Below are 17,899 nucleotides of genomic sequence, written 5' to 3'. Positions count from 1 at the left end.
GGGAAAAAAAACCAAAAAAGCCTCAAATACAGGGCCAGAGGGGATTGTATTTGAGGCTTTTCATTTTTTAAGGGAAGTTAAGTCACTAACCGAACCATCTAGCCAATTTATATCTAAATTAGGCCGGTTTATTGATTACAGCCATGGACTGACGAGCAAAACCGAAATAACTATCCCAGAATTGTTTCTGACTATCGAGGGCAACTTTGGTGGCGGTTTCTTGGGCGGTTAGGTAGGATTTCACCCATTCTTGTTGATATTCGAGGGATTTAACCAAAGTTTCCGGAAACTCAAACACTGATGTAGTCGAGGGAACACCATTACCCCAAGCGGACAGAAGCAGTTTCTGCCATTCGGCTAGGTATTTTTGGTATTCTTCAAGATAATTGGTGTTCATAGAAGTCAAACCGCTAACTAACCCATCTGGAAGGAGATGGTGAGAAAGTGGGGCGGTGTTGCCACCTTCTCGAAAGCAAAAATCGCGCCGAGATAAAATATAATATTCTATCCCTTCCTTGATTATAACCTGAGTTTGCGATCAGCCCCAATCTTTATGCGATCGCCGTCAGCCCAGCCTATTTTTTGGTGACTGGGAACTAAGTAGGTGGGTGGAATTAAATATAAGATGAACGTAGGTTGGGTTGAAGCATGAAACCCAACACCCGCATGGGTTACGCTACCGCTAACCCATCCTACAAATAATTTTGCCTCCTTACTTAACGCTAAAATAGTCCTACTCTAGCCATTTTCTCCCAACTATGATCGATCGCCCTATTCATGTAATTGGTGGAGGATTAGCGGGGACTGAGGCGGCGTGGCAGATAGCCCAAGCAGGTATTCCCGTGATCCTGTACGAAATGCGCCCAATTCGCTCTAGTCCCGCCCACCATAGCCAATTTTTAGCTGAATTAGTCTGTAGTAACTCCTTTGGTGCCATGGCGGTGGATCGCGCCACCGGGTTACTCCATGAAGAATTACGACGCTTAAATTCTCTAGTTATTGCCCAGGCCGATCAGCATAGTGTCCCCGCAGGAGGGGCTTTAGCGGTCGATCGAGGGGTCTTTAGTCGAAATTTGACGGAAATCTTGGCCAACCACCCTCTAGTCACCTTAAAACGTCAGGAGATCACGGAAATTCCCCGGGATGGTATCGTCGTTTTAACCACCGGACCGTTAACCAGTGCTGCTTTAGCCGCAGATCTGCAAAATTTTGCCGGACTGGACTATCTGAGCTTTTTTGATGCCGCTAGTCCGATTATTCTAGGGGAATCTATTGATCAATCGATCGCTTTTCTGGCCTCCCGTTACGATAAAGGTGAGGCCGCCTATCTCAATTGTCCTATGGATCGGGAACAATACCTGCACTTCTGGCAAGAACTAAAACAGGCAGAACAGGCAGAATTAAAGGATTTTGAGCGAGAAAATGCCAAATTTTTCGAGGCTTGTCTGCCAATCGAAGAATTAGCCAGTCGGGGAGAAGACACCATGCGTTTTGGTCCCCTGAAACCGGTGGGATTAGCGGATCCCAGATATCCGGATCAACGTCCCTACGCAGTTATACAGTTGCGAATGGAAGATAAAGCGGGGCAATTGTGGAATATGGTGGGATTTCAAACTAATTTAAAATGGGGTGAACAAACACGGGTTTTCCGTCTGATTCCGGGGTTAGAAAAGGCCGAATTTGTCCGCATGGGGGTGATGCACAAAAACACCTTTATCAATTCTCCCCAGTTATTATCCTCCAGTCTCCAGTTTAAATCGCGACCGACGCTGTTAGCGGCAGGACAGTTAATCGGCACGGAAGGCTATACGGCTGCGGCTGCTGGGGGATGGTTAGCGGGAACTAATGCCGCTCGTTTAGCTTTAGGATTAGAAACGGTGACATTGCCAACCACAACGATGATGGGGTCATTATTTGAGTTTATCAGCAGTGCCGAACCGAAACATTTTCAACCGATGCCGCCAAATTTTGGCATTTTGCCGAATTTTACCAGAAAAATCCGCAATAAACGGGAACGTTACGGTCAATATGCCGATCGATCTTTGCAGGATTTAGAAGCATGGATGAATCAGTTAAAAACTCCCTGTCTCGTCTAACTGTCAATCGCTAATCGATCGCCCATAATAGAGAAGGAACCTATTTCTTTCTCTATCGCTATGCCAAACCCCGATTTTTTCCCTCCCCAATCCTACAGTCAAGAGGATGTGCAGGAAATTCTCTATTTGGCTATCTCCCGTCAAGGGGATAAGGGAGAAATTACCCGTCAACAGTTGTTAGAAATTGCCGACGATTTAGCTATTGAAGTTAAAGACTTAGAAGCGGCGGAAAAGGACTGGCAAGAGTCAAAAATGGTCAGTTATAAACGGCAAGAATTCGATCGCTTTCGTCGCGAGGAGCTAAAAAATAAAACCGTTCGCTATCTGATTATTAATAGTTTTTTTCTTACCATTAATTTAATTAGTGCTGGAACAATTTCTTGGGCAATTTATATCTTTTTGCTGATGGGTTTACCTCTTTCTCTCTCGGCTTGGAAAACTTTTCAAAATCAAGGAATTGCCTACGAAGAGGCATTTAAACGCTGGAAAATTAAGGAGGAAATGAAAGAGTCTTTTGGCAATCTTTGGACACAAATTAAAAAGTTTTTACAGTTTTAATTAACAAAAAATAACACTGCCAATACCAAAAAGAAGATTCAATACAGTGTTGTTCCTGCCAACTTAAGTGTAATATAATAATATTAATCCTACATGAATTGATCGCTTTGTTCTATGTCCGAATCAGCTGCTGGAATTTCTGTTTCCAAACCCCAAAATATCTGGAAACGACAAGTTAAAGTCAATCTGAGAAGTCTCTTTAGTACCCTGGGAAAAGCCGCTCTTAACGGGGCATTTTTGCAGTGGGATGATCTGGCCGAAAATGGAGTAGAAGTTTTAGATGCTCTTGGTTTAAGTCGGACTCCGGGGGAATTAGCGGGTTTATTAATAAGTCAATCGCTAATGAAAGCGATGAAAGGATTACTTAAAAGTAATGCTGATTTACTGCCCCAAGAAGTTGAAAAGCTGGCTTTAAAAGAACTTTACACTGAGATTACCGACTCTTTACAAGAGCAGGAATTAATTCTCGATCGAGATTTTTTTGAGCATCCCGAAAGATTACCTATAGTCGCACCAATCCAAGCAGCTTTTTTACGGTGGTTAACAACAAATAATTTAATCACTAATTCCCAGGAAGCACAGAGCCTAAGTAACCGTTTACCAGCTTATTTTGTCTCAGCGTTGCAGGAACAATGGAAAGATAAACGAGATGAATACAGTCTGCTTTTAGATGAAATCGACACTCCTTTTAACAATGCTTGGAAACGAGAAAGCAGCTGGTTACATTATCGAGCTTGGTTGCAAAAACAGATCGATGAACCTATTTTTGGGAAACCTTTAGTTTAAAGCAAATTTATGTACCTCTACGGGGATTTTATGAAGAAGAAGAAATAAAAGCCACCCCAGACACAGATTACCATCGAGAGCCATCATTTAAACGCATTGTTATCAAACTCCAAGAGCAGTTAGAAACATGGTTAGAAGCGGCAAAATCCGATGATGCTATCCGTTTATTGACCGGTGGGCCGGGTAGTGGAAAATCGTCCTTTTGTAAAGTATTTGCTGCCCAACAAGCTCGCTTAGAAAAACAAGTTTTATATATTCCCTTGCATCGCTTGAGTTTCTCCACCGATTTAGTAACAGCAGTTAAAACTTTTGTTCAACATGACGGTTTTTTACCAGAAAATCCCCTAGAACCGAGCGATCAAGATTTACAATTACTAATTATCTTTGATGGCTTAGATGAGCTATCTATGCAGGGAAAAATCGCCCAAGAAGTCGCCCAAAATTTTATTAATGAAGTACGAGAACAGGTCAAAAGTTTTAATCAAAATAAAACCCGTTTACAAGTGTTGATTAGCGGGCGTGATGTGGTGGTACAATCCAATAAAAATAATTTCAAAAACCTCAGCAAATTATCACTATTTTACCCTATTGGGTTGATAAAAGCGATGATTTTAGCGATGTTGATAACTTATTAAAAGTCGATCAACGTCATCAATGGTGGCAACAGTATGGGCAAGCTAAAGGGAAAAACTATGCACAATTACCGCCAGAATTATCGGGGAAAAATTTACAAGAAATTACCGCTCAACCGCTATTAAATTATCTTATTGCTCTCACTTTTGAACGAGGCGAGGTTCAATTTTCCCAAGAAACTAACCTCAATAATATTTATGAAAATTTGCTCAAGGCAGTCTATGAGCGAGGTTATGAAAAAATAGTCCAGGCCACCGGGCTATAGAAGGGATTACAGAAAAAGATTTTGTGCTAATTTTAATGGAAATTGCCCTTTCCTGTTGGCATGGTAACGGTAGAACCACCACCGTGAGAGAGATTGAAGAACATTGTGAAAATAATGGCTTAAAAAATCTCCTAAAAAATTTCCAAGATAGTTTTCAAAGCGATTCCCAAGGGAGTATTACCCGTCTTTTAACAGCCTTTTATTTTCGAGAAAGTGGCGATTTACGAGGCAGCGAAAAAACCTTTGAATTTACCCATAAAAGTTTTGGTGAATATTTAACTGCCCGCAGAATTGTTGACCGAGTTAAGCAAATTCATAAGAAATTACAAGACAGTGAAAATGATTATGACAATGACTATGATCCCAGACAAGCTTTAATCGCCTGGGCGACTTTATGCGGACCGACGGCAATAGATGAATATCTTTTTCGTTTTATTGTCAATCAAATGCAATTACAGTCCCCTGATGAAGTGAAACAGTGGCAGAAAACTCTGGGTCATTTAATTGAATATCTTTTGGTCAAAGGAATGCCGATGGAGGGTTTAAAAAACCGCCCCAATTTTCAGGAGGAAATGCGACAGGCACGCAATGCCGAGGAAGCTTTATTAGCGGTATTTAATGCCTGTGGGCGAGTCACCGAAGAAATTTTTCCCATTCAATGGCCTTCTCCTGAAGCTTTCGGCAATTGGTTGGCCAGTCTTCAGGGACAAAGAATAGATTTAGAGTTTATGTTGGTGTTAGATTGCCTCAGTTTTCTTGATTTACAAAACTGTCTGTTGATATGTCGAGATCTTTACAAGGCAAATCTTGAAAGGGCAAATCTTGAAAGGGCAAATCTTAGAGTGGCAATTCTTGCAGAGGCAAATCTTGTAGGGGCAAATCTTGCAAAGGCAAATCTTGTAGGGGCAAATCTTGCAAAGGCAAATCTTGTAGGGGCAAATCTTGTAGGGGCAAATCTTAGAGGGGCAAATCTTAGAGGGGCATTTCTTGCAAAGGCAAATCTTAGAGTGGCAAATCTTGAAGGGGCAAATCTTGAATGGGCAAATCTTGAAGGGGCAAATCTTGAAGGGGCAAATCTTGAAGGGGCAAATCTTAGATGGGCAAATCTTGAAGGGGCAAATCTTGAATGGGCAAATCTTGAATGGGCTAATTTTACAAAGGCAAATCTTAGAGGGGCAAATCTTGAAGGGGCAAATCTTGAAGGGGCTAATTTTACAAAGGCAAATCTTAGAGTGGCATTTCTTGCAAAGGCAAATCTTAGAGTGGCAAATCTTTACGGGGCAAATCTTGAAGGGGCAAATCTTGAAGGGGCAAATCTTGAAGGGGCAAATCTTGAAGGGGCAAATCTTAGATGGGCAAATCTTGAAGGGGCAAATCTTGAAGGGGCAAATCTTGAAGGGGCTAATTTTACAGATGCTAACGTCAAAGGGACGATTCTCGATACGGAAGTTAAAACCGAGTTTCAGTGAATACAATCACCTCATCCACCCGAAGAAGGTAGTACCCAAGAAATCGCGCGGGTTGGATTCTACTTTACCTTACATTTCGACAGGCTCAATGTAAAGGTTATGATGTTTATGTGTTTAGGGGCTAAAGGAGAAAAATCATGGTACGTTGGTCACTAACTGGATCATCATAAATAGATCAACGGTTACGGAGCTATTGAAGATAAGTAGCTGGTTATAATTAAATTAAACATGAATTTTAGGTTCGATCCCCCCTGCCCCCCTTGATAAGGGGGGTGTCTGATAATTTTTAACACATACCTACTTACTGTCATCAAAAATGTCTAACTGCTGCAGAGAGGGGGAATTATCCGACTTAACCGGTTTAATTTTCTTAATTCCCTGACGCAAACCGATCGCAATTTTACTATGTTTTTCGATTTGACCCATCACCTGCATGGCACGATCGATCACAGAAGCTGGTAAACCGGCTAATCTTCCCGCTTCGATACCATAGGATTTATCCGCGCCTCCCGGTCGTACTTGGTGCAAAAATACTATCTCATGGGGTAATTCTTTGACTGTTACCTGATAATTAGCCACATTCTCTAAAATTGAAGCTAATTCGTTCAGTTCGTGGTAGTGAGTGGCGAAAATCGTCCGCGATTGCAGTACCGTGGCTAAATACTCCGCCACAGCCCAAGCTATGGATAAACCGTCAAAAGTGGCTGTACCCCGGCCAATTTCGTCTAATAATACTAATGATCTGTCTGTGGCGTGATTGAGAATATTGGCAGTTTCGTTCATTTCCACCATAAAGGTGGATTGGCCAGTAGCGAGGTCATCCACAGCCCCACCCGGGTGAAAATGCGATCGCAGATGGAGATTTTGGCCGACTTTGCTGGGACAAAACTGCCGGTTTGGGCTAACAATTGAATTAATCCCACCTGTCGCAGATAACAACTTTTGCCACTAGCATTGGGACCAGTGAGAATAATCAAGTCAGGGTATTCTAAACCCTCCTGATTGCCCAAATTAATCGAATTCGGCACAAAAAAGCCAGCCCCAAGGGATTGTTCCACCACGGGATGACGACCATCTTTAATATCGATAAGACGACCATCCGCGATTTCTGGGCGACAATATCCCTGATAAACGGCGATTTCTGCCAATGCTGCCAACACATCCAAAGCGGCGACTTTTGTGGCCACTTCCCGGATTTCTGGGGAAAATTCGGCTACTTGACGGCGTAAATCGCTAAAAATCTCGTATTCTAATTTATTTAATTCATCTACTGCCGTCAGAATTATATTTTCTTTCTCCTTTAACTCGGTGGTGATATAACGTTCCTCATTGACTAAAGTTTGCTTACGCACATAATCTTTTGGGGCGAAATCGGCTTTACTGCGGGGTAAACTAATATAATAACCGAAAGTTTTGTTATAATTAACCTTAAGATTGCTAATCCCCGTTCTTTCTTTCTCTGTCGTCTCCAGATTCTTAAACCAATCGATTACTTCCTGATAGTCGCGCCGGAGGGCATCCAATTGGGCATCAATTCCCTCGCGAATCACCCCCCCTTCCTTCAGATGCAGCGGAGGAGATTCCACCAGATGCGCGATCACCTGCTGGCCTAATTTTTCCAAATCGGCGGGAATTTGCTGTAAAGCTTTCAAATAGGGCGAATTTCCCGAAGCAACCAAAGCCGCTAAATCGGCTAATTTGACTAAAGATGCCGCTAGGGAAAGTAAATCGCGGGCGTTAGCCGTTCCTGCGCCAACACGACCGCTTAAACGTTCTATATCGTAGATTTCCCTTAATTTTTGCCGAATATCTTGGCGCAGGGCGGGATTATCCTTTAACTCTTGGATAGTATCTTGACGGGCGCGAATACCGCGAGAATCTAAGAGCGGTTGCAGTAACCAACGACGTAAGGCGCGACTACCCATGGCCGTACAAGTACGATCGATCGCCCATAATAGAGAACCATAGAAGCTACCATCGCGCACCGTTTGGGTAATTTCAAGGTTACGACGGGTTTGCCCATCTAAAATCAAAAATTCGGAGATAGAGTAGGTTTTTAAAGGTTGTAGGGGGACTTGATTGGCTTTTTGGGTATCTTCAATGTATTCTAATAGGCCTCCGGCGGCGCGAATAGCAAGGGGTAAATGTTCGCAGCCCATCCCCTCTAGGGAACGCATTTTATAGGTGATTAGGAGACGATTTTTCGCTTCTGTGAGAGTAAAGATAGTTTGGGGACGGAGAGAATAACAAAAACTATCGGGTAAACAGGGGGGGAGATGGTCGGATTTTTCCCCGGGGCGCAAAATACGGTTTAAATCGGGGGCATTGATGGGAAAAAGGATTTCTGAGGGCTGTAAACGGCTTAATTCTAGGCTTAAAGCCGTTAAATCGCTGGCTTGGGTGGTGTAGAATTCTCCGGTGGAGATATCTGCATAGGCTAATCCCCAATTTTCTCCGGTGATCACCACTGCAGCCAGAAAATTATTCTTTTTTGCGTTTAACATTCCCTCATCGGTGAGGGTTCCGGGGGTGAGCAGTTTGGTGATAGCGCGTTCTACTAGCCGTTTTTCGGCGGCTGCTTCCGTCGAATCCTCTACTTGGTCACAAATCGCCACCGCATAGCCTTTTTCCACCAATAAACGACTATAGCGCTCTAGGGCGTGGTGGGGAACCCCGGTCATGGCGACTCTCCCAATCCCTTTACCTCCTTCCTTGCTGGTGAGAACTAATTCTAATTCTCTGGAGATAATCACCGCATCCTGAAAGAAACACTCGAAAAAATCGCCCACACGATAGAGTAAAAGAGCATTGGGATAGGTTTCTTTTACCTCCACATAATGCTGATACATGGGGGTGAGTTTATCGCGATCGAGTCCGCGATAATCACGATGGGGATCTTTATTGGTAGCCGGTGGTTCTAGGGGAAAATCCGAGGGGAGAGTCATGGGTCAAAGAAAGCTGGACAATGTTTTAATCAACTGTTCCCCTTGCTGCACCTTCCCCACTCCCCTAGGCTGAGAGTGGGTACTGATGCGGGTTAGTTCCATCAAAAATTGAACGGACAAAACCGATAAGCGATAACTGACAACTGAATTTAGATAGACACTTCGCTTAATTCGCGAGTGAGATGATCAAAGGGTTCAGCGATCAAAGAGGTGTCGGCAATACCCGCCTCACTAGCCATGGTTTGAATCATTTCGCTCATGATTTGGATACCGCGCACCGTCGGACCGATGGGAACCCCGAGGGAATTATAGGTTTCCCGCAGTCCTTGCAGTACCCGTTCATCTAGAACATTAGTATCGGCAGCCACCAGCGCATAACTGGCATAGCGGAGATAGTAATCCATATCCCGCAGACAGGCAGAATAACGACGGGTGGTGTAGGCATTACCCCCGGCGCGGATCAATTCGGGAACTTCTTCAAATAGACGAATCGCCGCCCCACGCACGAGCGCCGCCGAATTAGCGTTAATGAGGGCGGCGGCAGCTAGACGGGCAGTTCCCGAGGCAAAATATTGTTTAAGATTATCGATCGCATCTCGATCGAGATAACGTCCGGTGACATCGTATTTTCTAATCAGGCTAGTTACCGCGTCTCGCATTATTAAGTTTCTCCCAACAGCAATAAAGACATTTTTGAGTTTCGCTTTATTTATAATCTCACAGGGTTGAACTTCGGGGGACATCCCTAGTCTAACTCTCTTGCTTGTCTAACAATTTGTTGTTTTTTTGAGACATTTCTTTACATTTAAGGCATTGGCTGGACCGGCGCTGGGTGGCGGAATTATCCCTTATTAGTCGAGGTGGTGGACGAGGCACTCAAAATGACGAGATTATCCCGATGAATGATGGTTTCTGCGGCTATATAACCTAATAAACTGGCAATACGCTCGGAATGTTGACCTTTCACTCGATCGATCTCCTCACTACTATAATTAACAATTCCCCGGGCCAATTCCCGGCCTTCTTGATCGCACAATTGCACCGATTCGGAGGCGCTAAATTCCCCTGCCACTTTGGTAATCCCGGCCGCAAGGAGAGATTTTCCCCCCTGACAAATGGCTTGAATCGCCCCAGCATCGAGATAGATTTTACCCATAGGCAGTAGTCCGTAGGCGATCCAGCGTTTGCGGGCGTTATCACTGCGTTTTTGGGCCTCAAAACGGGTTCCGATCGCCTCTCCTGCCATAATTTTTAAGATATTACCGGGCTGCCGTCCCCTAGTAATCGCCATTTCTACCCCGGCGCTGGTGGCAATCCGGGCCGCTGCCAATTTCGTCGCCATACCCCCGGTCCCCCACTGACTGCCACTACTACCGGCATCGATCGATAGTTGCGCTAATTCCGCAGGAGTAACCCGGGCAATAGCCGCCGCTTCGGGAAATAGCCGCGGATCGGCACTGTAGAGGCGATCCACATCGGTGAGGATAAATAACCAGTCAGCCTCGATTAAACTGGCTACAAGGGCTGATAAAGTGTCATTATCGCCGAATTTTAACTCATCGATCGCCACCGTGTCATTTTCGTTGACAATGGCAATTACCCCTAATTCAAACAAAGCCTGAAAGGTATTATAGGCGTTGACATAACAGGTGCGTTCCATCAATTCGGGACGGGTCAGCAAAATTTGGGCGATCGGTTGACCAAGACTGGTAAAGAGGTCATCATAGATCCGCATCAGACGACCTTGACCGACGGCGGCGATCGCTTGTTTGAGGGCGATTTTTTTCGGTCTTTCCTGTATTCCCAGACGACGGCAGCCCACCCCCACGGCCCCAGATGATACTAATACCACCCGATGACCGGCGGCACGCAACCGGGTGAGGACTTCCACTAAAGCGGCGATCGTGGATAGGGATAATTGGCCGGTTTCATTATCGGTCAAACTGGAAGTACCGATTTTGATCACTATGGTTTGGTTCATCGTCAAGGTGCTTTTGGGGAGGTGTTGCTAGATAGCCAAAGCTTTGATGGCAACTTTAATTAAAGTATAAAAACGGGGTTCAGTCACGTTGACTTCTCTAGCTTGTTGCCGATTTTTGCCTAATAAACCAATGCGCTGCCCTTTCTGCACGACTAAAATATCGCCCTGTTCATTTTTGATGCGAATCTCGTTTAAATCACCCCAAAAACTACATTGATACATTTTATCGGCGTGCATAAAAATTGCTTTTTTAATATTATTATTTTCTTGGGGTAATCGCACTCCCACTAATTCAATCTCTATGGTTGTATTACCATTCCAAGTATTTTCTTTGAGTTTATAGGCAATATCTAAACGAGTTGGTAAAGGACAATATTCGCCCCAACGCCATGCTAGGGCTTTAATTCTGGTATCATCCCTTTGAGCCAGCAATAATTTTAAATGATTTTTTCCGATAGTTTTCTGTTCCACTACTCGCACGTTAGGAGTCCAAAAAACTGGTAATTCATTGCCAATTCCCCAGGGTTGTAAACTATCAATTTGTTGAAAAAGTTGCAGGGTGATTTGTTTAAAATCAATGATAGTATCAATTTTAATTAAAGGTTTTAATTGTTCTATTTGTAAAATTTTGTGAGAAAATTGACTTAATCTTTGTTTAAATGCTAGTAAATTAGCTGTGGGTAAACTAAAACCCCCGCCATTTTATGACCGCCAAATTTTCCTAGTAAATCTTGGCAAAATTGCAGAGCTTCAAAAACGTGAAATTCTTCAATTCCTCTGGCAGATCCGCGAATTTTACCCGCATCTTCTTCCTCGTAAGTACCGATAAAAACTGGCACTCCGTAGCGTTCCACTAAACGGGAAGCTACAATACCAATTACCCCATGATGCCAATCTTTTTCGACTAAGACTAAAACTCGATCTTTTTGCCAAAGAATCGGCGTTTCTTCCACTAATTTAATCGCTTCTTCTTCAATTTTTTCGCACAATTCTTGACGGGTACGATTAATTTGTTCGCACTGCATCGCTCTTTCTAAGGCAATTCCCGCCTCATCGGTGGTTAATAATTCAATAACTATCTGGGGATCACCAATTCTGCCAATGGCATTAATTCTCGGCCCCAATTTAAAGCCAATATCATCCGGTTGTAATTGCTTTTGTTCCTCGCTAATTCCCGCTATTTGCATCAGGGATTGAATCCCGACTAATTGGGATTTGGGTAATTTTCTTAAACCCCGTTTTAACCAGCGACGATTTACCCCAATTAATGGAGCTAAATCTGCTATAGTGCCTAGGGTAAATAATGCTAATAATGACTCGGTTAATCCCTGTAATTTACCCATTTTTTGGGCAGTTGTCACCGCTAAAATATAGGCGACTCCCACCCCCGCTAATCCCTGATAGGGAGAGTTAGGGGTTAATAATTTCGGGTTGAGAATAGCGGAGGCATTTGGTAAAATTGGCGGCAGATCGTGATGATCGGTGATAATAACTTTTAATCCTAATTCTATCGCTAGGGCGATCGGTTCGTGAGCGGAAATGCCATTATCAACGGTGAGAATCAATCCGACTCCCGATTCGGCAAATTCTTCGACAATGCGCTGATTAATTCCGTATCCCTCTTTCATGCGACTGGGTATGGCATGATTTACCCTAGCGCCGAGATGTCTCAAGGCTCTTAGCAGTAAAGATGTACTGGTCATGCCATCGGCATCGTAGTCCCCACAGATAGCAATTTTATCGCCGGAGGCGATCGCTTTTACTAATAAATTGACACTTTTTTCTAAGTCGGGAAATTCTCCCAGGGGAGAGGGTAGGATATCCGCTTCAGGATCTATATAAGTTTTAGCTAATTCGGGGGTATCAATACCGCGATTAATTAAGATAGTTGCTAATAAGGATGATAATCCCATTTCCCGCGCTAACCCCTCAATTTTTTCGGGATTAGTTGCGGCAATATACCAGCGTTGGATGGGATATTTATAGGGCATTTTTTGTTAAGTAAAAAGGTAGGGTGCGTTAGCACAGCGTAACGCACCAAAAACAGGTTTAAAAGCGGATTTGGATGGCCCCAGCAGCAGGTTGAAAGGGGAGATTACTATTATTAATTCTCAGGGGGGAAGCGGGTACTACCTGCACATTGGGGGTGGTGGGTTGACTTTCATTGGTACTCAGTAAAGTCAATTGATTAATACTAGGATTAATCGCAAATTGTTGGGTGATAACTCCCGACGGACAACAGGAAGGATCCCGGGGGAGAAATCTTCTCATGTTGACGGTGATCGTACCATCTTTAGCACTAAGATTATCGACAACTACTCGATCGGCTAACAGGACAGTATCAGTGTTAGTGGCAGTACCGTTATTATCGATCACTAGGGCTAAATAATGTAATTGCTGTTGATCTCTGGTAATCACTCTTAATACGACAATACCATCAGTCCTTTGATCATTATTATAGTCCCCCATCAAAGCTTCTCGACTGACTTGTACTCCTAAAATTTGTCCCTCGTTAGATTGAAAAATACCATCGCTGACAATTACGGAACCCCGATTGGGAATGTTATAGACGGTATTTCTTAAATTATCCACGCTCAGGGGTGTAGATTGGGCAAGTAAGGGCAGAGAATTGTTTAATAGTAAACTGATACCCAGGAGGATAGATTGAGGCAAAACTGCTAATTTAATCATGGTTGTAATGGATTGGGTATATTTTCTTGAGTATCGAATAACTGCACGTTATTAATGGTACAAACCATCCCCTGTTGTTCCGCTAATTTATCTCGCCATTGGCTTAATTGTTGTTGACCATTACTACCATTTAACCAGTAAACTGTCAAGAGGCCGAGGGTTTGTTCTGGTTCACAGGAAAAGCCGAGAGTTTTATCGGGTATGTCGGTATTTCCCTCACGACATTGCCAACCTTGTTTTTCAATTAATTCTTTCCAACCTTTCTCTTCTTTAGCAGCCACGGCAATGCGTTGATCCCCTCGATTACAAACCCAATTTTTCTGCTGGGTGGGATCATTCGGTAGATCACCAAGATTGGGGGAATTTTGCTTGATTGGGGGCAGCGAGGGGACTTGAGCATGAACGGAAAAAATCGGTAGTATTAAGAAAGTACCGATGAGCATTTTTAACAGTTTCATCCTTTAAAATTGCCATATTTAGGGATTTATGCCTTTAGAATATCACGTTTTTGAGATATAGATAAAATACTCTCTTAAGATATGTTTAAATCTTTAATTATGGTTTCGATCGCATCAAAGGAAAATTCTCCGGCTAACTGTTGTAAACCTTGGGCAAGGGTAGCATAATCGGGGGGAATTTCTGCGGTTAGGGCGATAATTTTTTCATCATCACATTCTCGCGCCGCTTGTTGCAATTGTCCAATCCAGACGGGACTGATTAATTTTAATAGGGATTGCAGGGAATCGAGGAAAACTGGCGAATAATTGGGCTGATTTGGCTCGTTATCGGCATAAATATATTTTAATCCTAAATATTCGCCCATTTTTTGCCAAATAACTTCTTCTCGGAAAGGTTTACGCACGAAATCATCACAACCAGCGGCAATAACCAAGGCGCGATCCTCTTCAAAAGCACTGGCAGTTAGGGCAATTATTACCGTTTTTCCGCGATTATCAGCCTCTAACCGCCGAATTTCCCTAGTTGCTTCGTAACCGTCTTTAACTGGCATTCTCATGTCCATCCAGATAAGATGAGGTTGCCATGCTTGCCAAATTGCGATCGCTTCTTGACCATTAGCCGCCTCTTGCACGGACAATCCTAGGGTAGTCAGGAGTTTCAGCAACAGTAAACGGCTTTCCGGTCGATCATCGACGACTAATATGCGATATTTAGGCTGATTTTCCGCTAAAGCGATAACTTTTGCCCTATTGGTTTCGGTTTTAATCTCATTTTCCCCCACTAAACCCACCTGAATATCAAAACTAAAAATACTTCCTTGACCCAGAATACTACTAACTCCGATCGCACCCCCCATCAACTCAACAAATTTTTTACTGATAGGTAAACCCAATCCTGTCCCCTGTTGGGATTTTCGTCCCGTTTCCGTTTGGTTAAAGGGTTGAAATAGCTTATAAATCTCCTCTGGAGCGATTCCTAGTCCTGTATCTTCAATTTCCCAGAGCAATCGCTGATAATCTTCTCTTTTCTCCCCTAATTTTACCCGGAGAGTCACCCCTCCCGACTCGGTAAACTTCAATCCGTTACTCAAGAGATTGATGAACACCTGTCGCAATTTACTTTCATCAGTACATATATATTGGGGCAGATCGGAGCTGCGATCAAAAATTAAGCTTAAAGCTTTTGCCTGCGCTTGTGGACGGAGCATTTCGGCAATATTATCTAAAAGAGCGTATAAATCGAAATTACTAGGGTTAAAAACCGTTCTTCCTGCTTCTATCTTCGACATTTCTAGAATATCGTTGATTAACTCTAATAAATGTTCCCCGCTACGATTGACAATTTCCAAATATTGGCGATATTCACTGCTGATGCTGCTATCCCGGGATATTAAGCGAGTAAAACCCAAGATAGCATTAAGCGGAGTGCGTAATTCATGGCTCATGTTAGCTAGAAACTCACTTTTAGCTTTATTTGCCTTAACTGCCGCTTCCTTAGCTTCTTTTAATTCTTTTTCCGCTTCATATCTACTTTGTGCGATCGCAATTAATTCTCCCAGCAAACGCACAAAGGTGACATCTTCCTTTGTCCATTGCTTTTCTGCACTTGCATCCAATCCCAGATAACCCACCGTTACCCCATAACTATCCCACATGGGAACGATTAAGAGACAGGGAGTAGGACTATGAGCGAGAATAGTTCTTTCAGGGATAGCAGTAGCGGGTAAATCGTCTAAAGAGTTCAGTTTAACTGGAATACCGTTTAATAATTGTTCCGAAAACCAAGGAAAGGTTTCCGTCGAGAGATTTTGTGATTGTTCCCGAATCGGGATAACTTGCGGATAGTCGGGGTGACAGTATTCATAAACCATACTCCACTGCTGACGACAGGTGGAATATTGAATAATGTAACAGTGAGCGCTCTGGGTAAATTGACAGAGCAGTTCTAGGGTATGATCGATCGCCAAGTGGATATCTTGAGAAATTAGTAATCTTGTCACCCGTGAGAGCAAATTATCGCGATGGGCCTGCATTTCTAGGGCTTTTTCCCGTTTTTTAGACTCTAGTTCCTCAAAATCACTCATAATCAGTTATCAGTTATCAGTTATCAGTTATCAGTTATCAGTTATCAGTTATCAGTTATCAGTTATCAGTTATCAGTTATCAGTTATCAGTTATCAGTTTCACTGAAAAAAGCTTCCCATCTGCTGTCTTCTGTCTCCCGACTCAAAAAACAGTAAACTTTTCCCCTATCATGTTCTATAGGAATTTTACCGAATCAATATGCTCAAATTATTAGCTTCTCTCCTTCTCTCCTGCTGTGTAGCCTTGGCTGTTTCCCTGTCACCGGCTGCTGCCATGGGAGTCTATGACCTCCCCATTTTAAGCTCTGGAGCGCCCACTTATGTAGTCGATCCTGTTTCGGCCATTAGTGCCGCTAACGAGGGAAAATTAAATAAAGACCTGAAAAATCTCGCCGAAAAAACTGGCCAAGAAGTGAGAATGGTGGTAGTCCGACGCTTGGATTACGGTCAAAAAATTGACAATTTAGCCGATGATATCCTGAGAGAATGGTATCCTAACTCCGAAGATCGTGCCAATCAAACTATCATCGTCCTTGATACTTTAACCAATAAAACTGCGATTCGGGTTGCCGAGGAAGCAAAACCCCTATTAACCGATGCTATTGCTGATAGTATCCTCTCGGAAACTATGGCAGTTCCCCTCAAAGATGGGGGAAAATATAATCAAGCTTTACTCGATGCTAGTCGTCGTCTAACGGCGGTACTTTCTGGAGAAGCGGATCCCGGACCCCCAGAAGTAGCGACAATTAATATCGAAAGTACCTTTACTACCGCAGAAGAAACTGACGATAAAAATGCCACGATTTGGGTGATAGTTTTACTGGTTTTAGCCACAGTAATTCCCATGGTCACCTATTTTTGGTACGCTGGTTTTGGTCGCTAAATTAAATTAATGTTCTGGGACTGATACAGCTAAAATATTCCCACAGATAGTTCAATCTTCAGCCTGAATGAGCAAGATGAAGTAACTTCTAAGTGGGTGGTTGGAATTAAATATAAGATGAACGTAGGTTGGGTTGAAGCATGAAACCCAACGCCCTACAAATAATTGTGCCTACCTACTTAGTAGATTTTAGTTGTATCAGTTCACCCCATTTGCTTAACCTTAATAACTAATGTCTAGACTGGTGAATCAATTACAATCCTATTATCGAGAGGAGGAAGGAACTTACTTAATTGAAATTAAACTTAATCAGTTACAGCAAGTCTTTAATTCTCTCGATCCTTCGCCATTTTTAGATAGAGATTTAGACGATAATGCCGAAAATTATATTATTAACTCTGTGGATGAATTTCCCCTAAATACCCCCCTTAAATTAGTCTTTTATCTTCCCAGTACAGAACAAAACACCGCCCGACATCTGTTACCCTCAGCTTTACATAATTATTTTGACTATCGCCAACAGGGAGAACAAAGAAAATTACGCACAATTTGGCGACAGGGACGCATATCTTTGATAATTGGTCTCTCCTTTCTTTTTGTTTGTTTGAGTCTCAGCGAATTAATTGGTCGTTTTGGCAGCGATACATTTATTCACTTCTTAGAAGAAGGACTATTAATTAGTGGTTGGGTGGCTCTCTGGCGACCTTTAGAAATTTTTCTTTACGAATGGTGGCCCGTCAGTCATCAACAAAAGATTTTTGCTAAACTGGCCTACATCCCCATTGAAATTCGTCTATTAGAGGAACCATCCACCCCGGACTCTTTTCGATAGCTCTAATCCTGCCGATGGCTTGTGTTCAAAGTTACAAAGCTTTTATTTGAAGCAGTTTACAATAAAAAAAATCCGTACAAAGCTTATCGGTTTTCAGCTTGGCTATTACTTTCTCCTCAAACTTTTAACCAAGTAGTCAGGCCTAACTTTTTTCAGTCTGGCGATTATTGGCGTTTCATCTCTACCAATCCTGACAAAATTTCATCTAGATAGGAGGA

General features: G+C 43.0%; 10 protein-coding genes and 3 pseudogenes. 5 read left to right on the top strand and 8 right to left on the bottom strand.

The features are described from left to right. Positions 1-118: 118 nt before the first annotated feature. Entirely contained in the window at positions 119-397 is a 279-nt protein-coding gene (locus tag VL20_RS20650; protein ID WP_004266820.1) for a hypothetical protein, read from the bottom strand. Positions 398-758: 361 nt separating this feature from the next. Between VL20_RS20650 and trmFO the strand changes: the two genes are divergently transcribed. From trmFO to VL20_RS33880, 3 genes and pseudogenes are all read left to right on the top strand, one after another. Next, complete coding sequence (gene trmFO / locus VL20_RS20645; RefSeq protein ID WP_052277635.1) at positions 759-2,096, top strand: FADH(2)-oxidizing methylenetetrahydrofolate--tRNA-(uracil(54)-C(5))-methyltransferase TrmFO; 1,338 nt, start codon at positions 759-761, stop codon at positions 2,094-2,096. Between the two features lie 60 nt (positions 2,097-2,156). Continuing rightward, complete coding sequence (locus tag VL20_RS20640; RefSeq protein ID WP_052277634.1) at positions 2,157-2,654, top strand: 2TM domain-containing protein; 498 nt, start codon at positions 2,157-2,159, stop codon at positions 2,652-2,654. Between the two features lie 114 nt (positions 2,655-2,768). Beyond that, positions 2,769-5,807, top strand: a pseudogene (locus VL20_RS33880) (pentapeptide repeat-containing protein). A gap of 297 nt (positions 5,808-6,104) precedes the next feature. On the opposite strand, the pseudogene mutS reads toward VL20_RS33880, so the two are convergent. The 7 genes and pseudogenes from mutS to VL20_RS20600 form a co-directional block, all read right to left on the bottom strand. Next, positions 6,105-8,656: pseudogene (mutS, locus tag VL20_RS20630) on the bottom strand (DNA mismatch repair protein MutS). Positions 8,657-8,901: 245 nt separating this feature from the next. Then, positions 8,902-9,495 (bottom strand): allophycocyanin subunit beta, encoded by a 594-nt coding sequence (gene apcB, locus VL20_RS20625; RefSeq protein WP_211571626.1) that lies wholly within the window; start codon positions 9,493-9,495, stop codon positions 8,902-8,904. A gap of 98 nt (positions 9,496-9,593) precedes the next feature. Next, positions 9,594-10,733: a glutamate 5-kinase gene (gene proB / locus VL20_RS20620; RefSeq protein ID WP_052277633.1), complete on the bottom strand. Its 1,140-nt coding sequence runs from the start codon at positions 10,731-10,733 to the stop codon at positions 9,594-9,596. A gap of 27 nt (positions 10,734-10,760) precedes the next feature. Continuing rightward, positions 10,761-12,724 (bottom strand): annotated as a pseudogene (recJ, locus tag VL20_RS20615) (single-stranded-DNA-specific exonuclease RecJ). Between the two features lie 58 nt (positions 12,725-12,782). Then, the gene (locus VL20_RS20610) at positions 12,783-13,424 is read right to left on the bottom strand and encodes an LppP/LprE family lipoprotein (RefSeq protein ID WP_052277632.1); all 642 of its coding nucleotides are present in this window, start codon (positions 13,422-13,424) and stop codon (positions 12,783-12,785) included. Beyond that, entirely contained in the window at positions 13,421-13,882 is a 462-nt protein-coding gene (locus VL20_RS20605; protein WP_052277631.1) for a hypothetical protein, read from the bottom strand. Before VL20_RS20605 ends, VL20_RS20610 begins: the two co-directional genes overlap by 4 nt. A 74-nt stretch (positions 13,883-13,956) precedes the next feature. Continuing rightward, positions 13,957-15,966 (bottom strand): GAF domain-containing hybrid sensor histidine kinase/response regulator, encoded by a 2,010-nt coding sequence (locus VL20_RS20600; protein WP_052277630.1) that lies wholly within the window; start codon positions 15,964-15,966, stop codon positions 13,957-13,959. 199 nt (positions 15,967-16,165) lie between these two features. On the opposite strand from VL20_RS20600, the gene psb32 reads away from it, so the two are divergent. Continuing rightward, on the top strand, positions 16,166-16,849 hold the full coding sequence (psb32, locus tag VL20_RS20595) for a photosystem II repair protein Psb32 (RefSeq protein ID WP_052277629.1): 684 nt from the start codon (positions 16,166-16,168) through the stop codon (positions 16,847-16,849). A gap of 232 nt (positions 16,850-17,081) precedes the next feature. Further along, a complete protein-coding gene (locus VL20_RS20590) occupies positions 17,082-17,681 on the top strand; it encodes a hypothetical protein (RefSeq protein WP_052277628.1) in 600 nt (199 codons plus the stop codon). The last annotated feature ends 218 nt before the right edge of the window (positions 17,682-17,899 follow it).

The sequence above is a fragment of the Microcystis panniformis FACHB-1757 genome, assembly GCF_001264245.1.
GTDB lineage: Bacteria > Cyanobacteriota > Cyanobacteriia > Cyanobacteriales > Microcystaceae > Microcystis > Microcystis panniformis.
Note: the sequence above shows the minus strand (reverse complement) of the source record. Positions and strands in the feature narration are given on the sequence as shown.